Origin of the sequence: Pseudomonas sp. Ant30-3, assembly GCF_000690905.1 — a bacterium.
GTDB lineage: Bacteria > Pseudomonadota > Gammaproteobacteria > Pseudomonadales > Pseudomonadaceae > Aquipseudomonas.
In genome coordinates this window covers 23,491-33,792 of sequence record NZ_JMCL01000047.1, presented here as the reverse complement: position 1 = coordinate 33,792, position 10,302 = coordinate 23,491, and the positions used below count along the sequence as shown (strand labels likewise).

Sequence of the window (10,302 nt, the reverse complement as noted above, 5' to 3'; positions counted from 1 at the left end):
TTATACGCACCTCAGCTCCGGTTTCTCTCGCCTCATGCCCGCTATTACCGCAGACCTGCCCGCCCTCGCCCAATCCGTCAAGGACTGGGGCCGCGAGCTGGGCTTTCAGCAAGTCGGCATCAGTGGCCTCGACCTTGTCGAGCATGAGCAGCATTTGCAGCGCTGGCTCGACGCCGGCTACCACGGCGAAATGGACTACATGGGCGCCCACGGCAGCAAACGCTCGCACCCGGAAGAACTGGTGCCGGGCACATTGCGCGTGGTTTCCCTGCGCATGGACTACCTGCCGGGCGATACCGAAATGGCCAAACGCCTGGCAGAACCGGAAAAAGCCTACGTCTCGCGTTATGCCTTGGGCCGCGATTACCACAAATTGATCCGTAAACGCGTGCAACAACTGGCAGAAAAGATTCAAGCCGTGATCGGGCCTTTCGGCTATCGCGCGTTCGTCGACAGCGCGCCGGTATTGGAAAAAGCCATCGCCGAGCAGGCCGGGCTGGGATGGATTGGCAAAAACACGTTGGTGTTGAATCGCAAGGCCGGCAGTTATTTCTTCCTTGCCGAACTGTTCGTCGATCTGCCGCTGCCGGTTGATCCGCCGCACACCAGCGAACATTGCGGCCGCTGCACCGCGTGCCTGGATATCTGCCCGACCAACGCCTTCGTCGGCCCCTACGTGCTGGACGCCCGACGCTGCATCTCCTACCTGACCATCGAACTGAAAAGCGCGATTCCTGAAGAGCTGCGACCCTTGATCGGCAATCGCGTGTTCGGTTGCGACGATTGCCAGATCGTGTGCCCATGGAACCGCTTCGCCCGCCCCTCCGGGGAAAGCGACTTCAAGCCACGGCACAATCTGGACAATGCCGGGCTGGCGCAATTATTCATGTGGGATGAAGAGAAGTTTTTGAGCAGCACCGAAGGCTCGCCGTTGCGGCGCGCGGGCTATGAGCGCTGGCTGCGCAATCTGGCGGTGGGCTTGGGCAATGCGCCGTCGAGCATTCCGGTGCTGGAAGCGCTCAAGGCGCGGCGCGACTATCCCTCTGAATTGGTCCGGGAACACGTCGAGTGGGCCCTTAAGCAACACGGCCTCGCGTAGCAGCTGCCGAAGGCTGCGTTCGAGGCCGAAGGACTCGCGTTGACAGTAACGGCTGCTGCGCAGCCGGACGCAGCCTGCGGCAGCTGCTACTGGGAACGAGCCGGGGTCAGGTTTCGTCGTTGTAAACGAATTTGGGCATTTCCCAGTGGAAACGGATCGCCAGCAGGCGCAGCAGGAAACCACCGAACAGCGTGACCAGAATGGCCTGCTCGCCCGGCAACTGCAGATAGAGACACAGCATGTAACACCATGCTGCCGCAAACGAGACGCTGGCGTAGAGTTCGCGGCGGAAGATTAGCGGAATGTCGTTGCAGAAAATGTCGCGGAGGATCCCGCCGAAAACACCCGTGATGACGCCGCTGACCGACGCCACCAGCATGCCGTGGCCCATTTCCAGTGCGGTCATGCAGCCGATCAAGGTGAATGCCACCAGTCCCACGGCGTCGAGCACAAGGAACAGCGTGCGCAGGTGACGCATCCAGCGTGCGGCGAACACGGTGAACATCGCTGCGATGGACGTCAGCACCAGGTATTCCGGGTGTTTGACCCAGGTCAGCGGGTAGTGGCCGAGCAGTACGTCACGCACTGACCCGCCACCGAGCGCCGTGATGCAGGCGATCAGCACCACACCAAACCAGTCCATGCCGCGACGCCCGGCAGAGAGGGCACCGGTCATGGCTTCGGCGGTGATGGCGATCAGGTAAAGCATCAGCAACATGGTGGCGGTCCTTGCGGGAAGGCGCGCAGTCTAGCCATTAAGTTGCGGCACCAAAAGAGGGCAATCTTGACGCTGGACCGCGTCGCCGGCATCACGGGCAAGTCGCAATGCCGCACCACTTGCCACAGGTACACCAGAGGTCCTGTAGGAGCCGGCTTGCTGGCGATAGCGTCCTCAAAGGCCCATCGCCAGCAAGCCGGCTCCTACAGCTCGATATCCCAGCTTTTAGAACTTGATGAAATGCTTGCGGTAATGCTGCAGCTCAGCGATCGATTCACGGATGTCGTCCAGTGCCAGGTGCGTGCTGCCCTTCTGGAAACTGTCGCGCACGCTCGGCGCCCAGCGAGCGGCGAGCTCTTTCAAGGTCGAAACGTCGAGATTGCGGTAGTGGAAATAGCTTTCCAGCGATTTCATATGCGTATAGAGGAAGCGACGGTCCTGGCAGATGCTGTTGCCGCAGATCGGCGACTTGCCCTTCGGCACCCACTTCTCCAGGAAAGCGATGGTTTCGGCCTCGGCCTCGGCCATGCTGATGCGGCTGTCGCGCACACGTTGGGTCAGGCCCGAACCACCATGTTGGCGGGTATTCCATTCATCCATGCCGGCGAGGATTTCGTCGCTGTGGTGAATGGCAATCACCGGACCTTCGGCGAGGGTGTTCAGGTCACTGTCGGTGACAATGGTGGCCATCTCGATGATGACGTCGGTATCAGGGTTCAGACCGGTCATTTCCAGGTCGATCCAGATCAGATTCTGCGGGTTTTGCATGTGTCGGCTCCTAGGCAATGCTGCGCAGTTTAACCTAGGCCGGTGGCCGGGCGTGCTAAACTCGCGGCCGTTTTACCTAATCGCTGCATTCTTGATACGGAACACCCATGGCCAAACGCCAACTCAATCGTCGTCAAAACTGGCGCATCGAAAAGATTCAGGGCGAGCGCGCTGCCCGCGCCGCCAAACGCGAGTCCTCGGCAGTCGAGGCACTTGAGGGCGGCGACCTGGGTCCGGAACAGACCGGCCTGGTGATCGCGCACTTTGGTGTCCAGGTCGAAGTCGAAGCGCTCGAAGGCGAGCTGGCTGGCGAGGTATTCCGCTGCCATTTGCGCGCCAACCTGCCTGCGCTGGTGACCGGCGATCAGGTGGTCTGGCGTGCCGGCAACCAGGGCATCGGTGTGATCGTGGCGCAACTGCCGCGTAAAACCGAGCTCTGCCGCCCGGACAGCCGTGGCCAGCTCAAGCCTGTGGCAGCCAACGTCGACATGATCGTCATCGTCTTCGCGCCCCTGCCTGAACCGCACGCCAACCTGATCGATCGATATCTGGTCGCGGCCGAGCACGCCGGTATTCGGCCGCTGCTGCTGCTGAACAAATTCGACCTGATCGACGAGCAAAACGCCCCGGCGTTGAACGCACTGTTGGCGGTCTATCGCACGCTGGGTTATCCGGTACTGGAAGTCTCGGCGCACCACGGCAATGGCATGGAGCAACTGCAGGAACAACTGGACGGACGTATCAGCGTGTTCGTCGGTCAGTCCGGCGTCGGCAAGTCGTCGCTGGTCAACAGCCTGCTACCGGAAGTCGAAACCCGCGTCGGCCCGCTGTCCGAGCTGTCCGGCCAGGGCACTCACACGACGACGACCGCGCGTTTGTTCCACTTCCCCGGTGGCGGCGAGTTGATCGACTCCCCGGGCATTCGCGAATTCGGTCTTGGCCATGTCAGCCGCGCCGATGTCGAAGCGGGCTTCATCGAGTTCAACGACTTGATCGGCACCTGCCGCTTCCGTGACTGCAAGCACGACCGCGAACCCGGTTGCGCCCTGCTCAAGGCACTGGAAGAAGGCCGCGTGCAGCAGCAACGGATGAACAGCTATCGCTCGATCATCGCCAGCTTGCCTGAAAGCAGCTATTAAACAGTCGCACTCCCAGCCCCGACACTGACGGGGCGGGGGGCCGCTTGCTGCACCCTGCAAATCCCCCATCAATTCAACGTCAGAAATTTCTGTAGGGCTTCCGCACGCCTGCTTGTAGGGCGACTCTCTTTCTTCGCCAAAGCCTTGTGACGGTCGTTCAACTGCATACATTCAGTCCCTGTTCGCACTTGGCGAGACCGAGGGATACCCATGCAGACCTATCAGTTGCTCATCAATCACAACAGCGTCTTCGGCGCCATTCGCCTGCACATGGTGGTGTAACCATGCGCAAAGGACTGTTCATCGGCATCAACCATTACACGCAGGTGTCACCACTGAGTGGCTGCACCAACGACGCGATGGCCATGGCGTCGGTGCTGGAACGCCACGCCAACGGTCGGCCGAATTTCAACAATAAAGTGCTGACGTCGGCGGAGGAAAATCTCACTCACCTGTATTTGAAGGAGCAGATCCAAAGCCTGTTCTCCGGCGATTGCGATGTGGCGCTGCTGTATTTCGCCGGGCACGGTCAGTTTGATACCAGCATTGATGAAGGCCTGCTGATTCCTCAGGACTTCGGTCAGGGTGTCGAAGGCATTCGCATAAGCGATGTCTTGAAATGGGCGGAGGATGCCACTCACATCAAGAACAAAATCATCATTCTCGATTGCTGCCAGGCCGGTGCCGCCGCGGCCATGCGCGGTTTGCGCGGTGGCAGCAGTGTCATCAGCGAAGGCTTGACCATTCTCACTGCCTGCAAAAAAGACCAGTTGGCGATGGAAGGCAGAGGCCACGGCGTATTCACCGATTTGCTACTGCAGGCGCTGCATGGCGGAGCCGCCAATGTGTTGGGCAAGGTCACGCCCGGCAGCGTCTATTCGTTCGTCGACAATGCGCTGGGTGCGTGGGAGCAGCGCCCCGTGTTCAAGACCAATGTGTCGCAATTTGTGCCATTGCGCGAAGTCACGCCGCTGATCCCCGAAGAAACCCTGCGCAAGCTCAAGGACTGGTTTCCCGACCCTGGCTTCGTCTACCCGCTCGACCCGAGCTACGAACCGACGGCGACCGATTTCGACCCCGACAACGGAGAAATCTTCAGTCAGCTGCAAAAGTGCAACCGCCACAGCCTGATCGAACCGGTCGACGCCGAGCACATGTATTTCGCCGCCATGCAATCCACCGGCTGCCGCCTCACCGCGCTCGGCGCCTATTACCGCGAACTTGCAATCAAGGGACACTTCTGATGCCAGTGTTTATCAGCTACCGCCACACCGATCGCGAACACGCGATGACCATTAACGATCGCCTGATGCGGGCGAACATCAAGACGTACCTCGACGTGCTGGATACCGAGTCGCAGGAAACGGATGACATCACGGCGGTGATCACTCGCAACATCACCGAGTGCACGCATTTGCTTGCGGTGGTTTCCAGGGAGACAGCGCAATCGTGGTGGGTGCCGTTCGAAATTGGTGAGGCTACGATCAGCAACCGCAGGATTTGCTCTTTCAAGATTGGCCATAGCGACTTGCCGCTGTACCTCGACAAGTGGCCGACGCTGAGTGGTGAGGCGGATATCAATTTCTTTATTGATGCTTATCGGGAGGAGACGCTTTCGAGCCGGTCGGGAATGGAGTCGTTTGAGTCGATTCGCAGTGTTTACAAGCGTGATGCCGATGCGTTTCACGACAAGCTCAAAAACCGGATTCGGTGGGGGTTCTGACGTTTTTATACGGGTGATGGATCTGGGTCGGAGGACAGCCTTACCCATGGCTGACCACTGAACCTGTAGGAGCTGGCTTGCCAGCGATAACGGTGTGTCAGGCGGCACGCATATACGGCATCACCCCGATCAACTGTAGGAGCTGGTTCCTGCAGGTTTTTGTGTACGGCCGGCGGAACCGATATCCGCCACTACCCCAACAACGGATACGTACACCCTCAAAACAACCGTTGCCTGACACGGAGCCATCGCTGGCAAGCCAGCTCCTACAGTTGATCGGGTGTTTCCCGACTGAACATCTCGCCTGACACGCCGCCTTCGCGAGCAAGCTTGCTCCTACAGTTGGAGCAGCGCTCGCGACAATCAGGTGGCCCACAAATCAAACCCCAACCTTAAGGCTGCGCCGGCTCAACCGGCTTGGGCGCAATATCATCAAACAGATTCAACCGCTCGCGAAGTTCATGCGCCGGCACCGGTTGCTGATCTTCGGGCAAGGCATTCGGGTCAACCGGTGGCGCCGATGTAGCTGGCGTACCCGGCGCCTCACCAGGCGCGCCCTGCCCCGGAATCGGCGTTGGGTCGGCACCTTGCGCACCTTCGATGGCGGCCTGTGCTTTTCTGGTCAGCACAACGATGTCGATACGACGATTGACCGGATTGAACGGGCTTTCCCGATCAAACAGCGCCGACGACGCATAACCCACCACGCGCGCCACTTGCGACTCCGGATAACTGCCGGCCAGCAATGCGCGGCGAGCAGCGTTGGCACGGTTGGCCGACAGTTCCCAGTTACCGAAATCACCGGTACCGGTGTACGGTTTGGCATCGGTGTGGCCGCTGATACTGATCTTGTTCGGCACCGCTTTGATGGTGTCGGCCATGGCCAGCAGAATGTCTTCAAAATACGGTTTCAAACGCGCACTGCCCGAGTCGAACATCGGCCGGTTCTCTGCGTCCATGATCTGAATGCGCAAACCGTTCGGCGTGATCTCGAACAGGATCTGATCCTTGAATTTCTGCAGCTGAGGATTCTCGTCAACCTTGTTCTGCAACTCTTGCAGCAGCAACTCGAGACGTTCCTTCTCGACCATTTCGGCCATGCCCTCGACCTGCTCGGTGTCGACGGTAACCTTGTCCGGCTGAGGCTGCGATTGCACTTCAGGATTGAGCGTGTTCTCGGGTGCCAGCGTCGGCGAGCCACCCAGGTCGATGATGTACGGCGTGCCACTTTCGGAAAAGCCGACAGGGTCTTTGAAGTAACCGGCGATGGCGATCTTCTGTTCCGGCGTCGCGGTAGACAGCAGCCACAGCACCAGGAAGAACGCCATCATCGCCGTCGCAAAATCCGCGAAGGCGATTTTCCAGGCGCCCCCGTGATGCCCACCGGCGATGCGCTTGATGCGCTTGATGATTATCGGCTGGTTATTTTCCATTTTTAACGACCGCGCACCGCTTGTTCCAGCTCGGCGAAGCTAGGACGGTGTGCCGGGTACAGAACCTTGCGACCGAATTCCACCGCCAATGACGGCGGCATGCCGGAGGCCGACGCGACCAGCGAGGCCTTGATGGCTTCGTAGATGTTCAACTCTTCCTTGGCATCGTGCGCCAGGGAAGTGGCCAGCGGACCGAAAAAACCGTACGCCGCGAGGATACCGAAGAAGGTGCCCACCAGCGCTGCACCCACGTGCATGCCGATGGCGGCCTGGTCGCCTTCGCCCAAGGAGGCCATGGTGACCACGATGCCCAATACCGCCGCAACGATACCGAACCCCGGCAGGGCATCGGCAATACCGTTTACCGCATGAGACGGATGTTCGAGGTCTTCCTTGAGGCTGTAGAGCTCCATGTCGAACAGGCCTTCCAGCTCATGCGGGGCCATGTTGCCGGATGACATGATGCGCAGGTAATCGCAAACGAAAGAGGTCATGCGCTCATCTTTGAGCACTGACGGGTACTTGGCGAAAATCGGGCTAGCCGAGGCATCTTCAATGTCGCCTTCGATCGCCATCATGCCTTCGCGGCGGCTTTTGTTGAGGATCTCGTAAACCAGTCCCAACACTTCGAGGTAAAAGGCGTGGTTGAATCGCGAGCCGAACATGCTCAAGGATTTCTTGAGCACGTGCATGGTCATGTAGCTGGGGTTGGCCTGCAGGAATGCACCAAGGGCCGCACCACCGATGATCAGCACTTCGAAGGGCTGGACCAGGGCGGCAATCTTGCCGTGGGAGAGCACGTATCCGCCAAGCACACTCGCGAATACGACGATGATGCCGATTATTTTAGCCATAGGTAGGGGAGCACTTACTGAGTCGGGTTCAAGGTCATATTCGGAAGCTGAAAAATCTCTTCTTCTCCTTATCGGCAAAACTGCGCCAGACTATAGCCCGTTCAGGCGAAAAGCCAATTTGGCCCACTCCGGGTATCGGTAAAGCAGACGAAGATTGCGTCCAACCATGGCTAATGAAACGAACGTTACAACGCCGAAACCGAGCACACTCGAAGGCTGGATCAAGCTGCTCGACGGCGTCCGCCTGCCGGTTCCGCAAGCCAGCCACGACCGTGTTTGCAAGGCCATTGGCGACCATCGCAGTTCGCTGCGCGATATCGCCGACCTGATGCAGGAGAGCCCTGCCCTTGCGTTGAGCGTGATTCGTGAAGCCAATCGGCACACGCATGGCAGCATGACCGAGCCGGCGGAAAATCTTGAAGTGGCGATCAATAGGCTCGGCCTCAAGCGCACTGAAGAACTGCTCGCACGCCTGCCGGCCCAGCCTCAATCAGAAATCCCGATCGCCCTTCGCCAACTGCAATTGATCAGCCAGCACGCGACTCAGCAAGCCAATGGTTTTTTTGCCGCCCGCCTGGCGCGGTTGTGGCAGGACATTCACTGGGGCAGTCTGCTGTTTCTTTCGCCGCTGTGGCCGATGGCGCTGACTCACCCCAAGCTGCTTGAAGAATGGGAACTGCGGGTCATTCATAAAGGTGAATCGGCGCGCAAGGTCGAGCAACAGCTGTTCGGCGTGCGTCTGCTGGCGATTTGTCAGGCACTGGTAGACGCCTGGCACTTGCCGATCTGGGTGCAGCAGGGTTATCGGCTGTTGCTCAGCGAGCAGCGTGAATTGGTCAAAGTGCTGCGCATTGCGCGTGACAGCGACCATCCGCTGCGCCAGCAGAACCGCCTCGACGACGACCCGACCCTGCGGCGCTGGCTCAATCAACCGGCCAATACCGTATTGCTGGCCAATGGCCTGGCCCTGTCGGCGCAACAGGCATGGGACAGCCCCCACAGTGAGCGCTGGCAATACCTGACCAGTCTCTACCTGCAAGTGCCGATGGACGATGTTCTTCAGCAGTTGCATCAACAAGCCGCCAACAGCGCGCGTCAACATGCGATGGCTGATCTCTGGCACCCGGCCGTTGCCCTGCTCTGGCCGACAGGCACCCATCGCGTACATCCCGGCATGCGGCCCGCTGCGGCGCCGAGCTCTGTCGACCTGGCGCAGTGGCGCAAACAATGTGCCGAGCTGTTGGTCGAGCCGAGTCGTTTCACCAACGCCATGCACCTGACCTCCTCAGCCCGCGATGCCTTGGTGGCCTGCGGCATGCGTCGAGTGATGATTTTGATGGCCGACCGCACGCACGCCAATTTGCGTGTGCACCAGATCGCCGGTTTGCCAAAAGACGCCGCTAACCTGAATTTTGTAGTGAGCCAGAGCAAGGTGTTGCAACGTCTGCTTTCGCAACAGGCGCAGGTACGTCTGACCCCGGACAACACCGCGCAATTTTCCGCGCTGATGCCCGCCGGCCTGCGCTCGGCGTTTGCCGGCGAACACTTGCTGATGCGCTCACTGGTCAACAATGGCCGCGTGATCATGATCGTGGTGGCTGATCAGGGCGGCGGGCCGTTCTGCGAGATTACCGTGCAGGCCTTCGGCAAAACCGCGCAGTGCATCGAGAAGGCCTTGCACAGCTTTAGCCACCGGGGCCAATGACCCTGCGTTACAATCCCCACTTTTGTGCTCTGGAGACCTCACATGTCTGACTTCTCTGGCTTGGCCCTGGTGATCGAGCCGAGCGACCTGCTCGCCCGCCTCGACGCCCGCGAGCTGATTCTGGTCGACCTGACCAGCAGCGCCCGCTATGCCGAAGGACATATTCCCGGCGCGCGTTTTGTTGATCCCAAACGCACGCAGCTCGGCCAGTTGCCGGCGCCCGGCCTGATGCCTCCGCCGGCCGCTCTCGAAGCGCTGTTCGGTGAGCTGGGCCACCATAAGGACGCGGTCTACGTGGTCTATGACGACGAAGGCGGCGGTTGGGCGGGCCGGTTCATCTGGCTGCTGGATGTCATCGGCCACAAAAATTACCATTATGTGGATGGCGGCCTGCTCTCGTGGCTGGCGGAAGGCTTGCCACTGTCGACCGAAGTGCCTGCCCCGGCCGGTGGCCCAGTGAGCCTGACCCTGCACGACGAACCCACCGCCACTCGCGAATACCTGCAAAGCCGTCTTGGCGCTGCCGACCTGGCCGTGTGGGATGCTCGCGGGCCGCTGGAATATTCCGGTGAAAAAGTCCTCGCCGCCAAGGCAGGGCACATTCCCGGCGCGGTCAATTTCGAGTGGACCGCCGGCATGGATCAGGCGCGCCAACTGCGCATTCGCACCGACATGCCGCAGATCCTCGACCAACTCGGGATCAGCAAAGACAAAGAAATCATTACCCACTGCCAGACCCATCATCGCTCTGGCTTCACTTATCTGGTGGCCAAATCCCTCGGGTATCCGCGGGTCAAAGGCTACGCCGGCTCGTGGGGCGAATGGGGCAACCATCCCGACACCCCTGTAGAGATTTAAGGTTT

10 protein-coding genes are annotated in these 10,302 nt (G+C 59.8%); 6 read left to right on the top strand and 4 right to left on the bottom strand.

The features are described 5' to 3' along the window. The first annotated feature begins 34 nt into the window (after positions 1-34). Positions 35-1,099 (top strand): tRNA epoxyqueuosine(34) reductase QueG, encoded by a 1,065-nt coding sequence (gene queG / locus DU29_RS0112375; RefSeq protein ID WP_028621998.1) that lies wholly within the window; start codon positions 35-37, stop codon positions 1,097-1,099. A 106-nt stretch (positions 1,100-1,205) separates the two neighbouring features. On the opposite strand, the gene DU29_RS0112370 is transcribed toward queG, so the two are convergent. After that, positions 1,206-1,817: a trimeric intracellular cation channel family protein gene (locus tag DU29_RS0112370; protein WP_028621997.1), complete on the bottom strand. Its 612-nt coding sequence runs from the start codon at positions 1,815-1,817 to the stop codon at positions 1,206-1,208. A 225-nt stretch (positions 1,818-2,042) separates the two neighbouring features. Next, positions 2,043-2,585, bottom strand: coding sequence for an oligoribonuclease (orn, locus tag DU29_RS0112365; protein WP_028621996.1), 543 nt, complete (start codon positions 2,583-2,585; stop codon positions 2,043-2,045). A 107-nt stretch (positions 2,586-2,692) separates the two neighbouring features. Here orn and rsgA point away from each other — a divergent pair, with 107 nt between their 5' ends. The 3 genes from rsgA (at position 2,693) to DU29_RS0112350 (ending at position 5,447) form a co-directional block, all read left to right on the top strand. Then, positions 2,693-3,724 carry a small ribosomal subunit biogenesis GTPase RsgA gene (gene rsgA / locus DU29_RS0112360; RefSeq protein ID WP_028621995.1) on the top strand — a complete coding sequence of 344 codons (1,032 nt, stop codon included), beginning with the start codon at positions 2,693-2,695 and terminating at the stop codon, positions 3,722-3,724. A 284-nt stretch (positions 3,725-4,008) separates the two neighbouring features. Then, positions 4,009-4,968 (top strand): caspase family protein, encoded by a 960-nt coding sequence (locus DU29_RS0112355; protein ID WP_028621994.1) that lies wholly within the window; start codon positions 4,009-4,011, stop codon positions 4,966-4,968. After that, positions 4,968-5,447 carry a toll/interleukin-1 receptor domain-containing protein gene (locus DU29_RS0112350; RefSeq protein WP_028621993.1) on the top strand — a complete coding sequence of 160 codons (480 nt, stop codon included), beginning with the start codon at positions 4,968-4,970 and terminating at the stop codon, positions 5,445-5,447. Before DU29_RS0112355 ends, DU29_RS0112350 begins: the two co-directional genes overlap by 1 nt. A 392-nt stretch (positions 5,448-5,839) precedes the next feature. On the opposite strand, the gene motB is transcribed toward DU29_RS0112350, so the two are convergent. Together motB and motA are read right to left on the bottom strand one after the other, a co-directional pair. Beyond that, positions 5,840-6,880 (bottom strand): flagellar motor protein MotB, encoded by a 1,041-nt coding sequence (motB, locus tag DU29_RS0112345; protein WP_028621992.1) that lies wholly within the window; start codon positions 6,878-6,880, stop codon positions 5,840-5,842. A 2-nt stretch (positions 6,881-6,882) separates the two neighbouring features. Then, positions 6,883-7,734, bottom strand: coding sequence for a flagellar motor stator protein MotA (gene motA, locus DU29_RS0112340; RefSeq protein ID WP_028621991.1), 852 nt, complete (start codon positions 7,732-7,734; stop codon positions 6,883-6,885). Positions 7,735-7,900: 166 nt separating this feature from the next. Here motA and DU29_RS0112335 point away from each other — a divergent pair, with 166 nt between their 5' ends. Both DU29_RS0112335 and DU29_RS0112330 read left to right on the top strand, forming a co-directional pair. Further along, positions 7,901-9,439, top strand: a complete 1,539-nt coding sequence (locus DU29_RS0112335; protein ID WP_028621990.1) for an HDOD domain-containing protein — start codon at positions 7,901-7,903, stop codon at positions 9,437-9,439. A 42-nt stretch (positions 9,440-9,481) separates the two neighbouring features. Further along, positions 9,482-10,297: a rhodanese-like domain-containing protein gene (locus tag DU29_RS0112330; RefSeq protein WP_028621989.1), complete on the top strand. Its 816-nt coding sequence runs from the start codon at positions 9,482-9,484 to the stop codon at positions 10,295-10,297. Positions 10,298-10,302 lie beyond the last annotated feature (5 nt).

Coding starts and splice junctions, on each gene's coding strand:
- queG (WP_028621998.1), top strand. CDS start 35: ATGCCCGCTATTACCGCAGACCTGCCCGCCCTCGCCCAATCCGTCAAG.
- DU29_RS0112370 (WP_028621997.1), bottom strand. CDS start 1,817: ATGTTGCTGATGCTTTACCTGATCGCCATCACCGCCGAAGCCATGACC.
- orn (WP_028621996.1), bottom strand. CDS start 2,585: ATGCAAAACCCGCAGAATCTGATCTGGATCGACCTGGAAATGACCGGT.
- rsgA (WP_028621995.1), top strand. CDS start 2,693: ATGGCCAAACGCCAACTCAATCGTCGTCAAAACTGGCGCATCGAAAAG.
- DU29_RS0112355 (WP_028621994.1), top strand. CDS start 4,009: ATGCGCAAAGGACTGTTCATCGGCATCAACCATTACACGCAGGTGTCA.
- DU29_RS0112350 (WP_028621993.1), top strand. CDS start 4,968: ATGCCAGTGTTTATCAGCTACCGCCACACCGATCGCGAACACGCGATG.
- motB (WP_028621992.1), bottom strand. CDS start 6,880: ATGGAAAATAACCAGCCGATAATCATCAAGCGCATCAAGCGCATCGCC.
- motA (WP_028621991.1), bottom strand. CDS start 7,734: ATGGCTAAAATAATCGGCATCATCGTCGTATTCGCGAGTGTGCTTGGC.
- DU29_RS0112335 (WP_028621990.1), top strand. CDS start 7,901: ATGGCTAATGAAACGAACGTTACAACGCCGAAACCGAGCACACTCGAA.
- DU29_RS0112330 (WP_028621989.1), top strand. CDS start 9,482: ATGTCTGACTTCTCTGGCTTGGCCCTGGTGATCGAGCCGAGCGACCTG.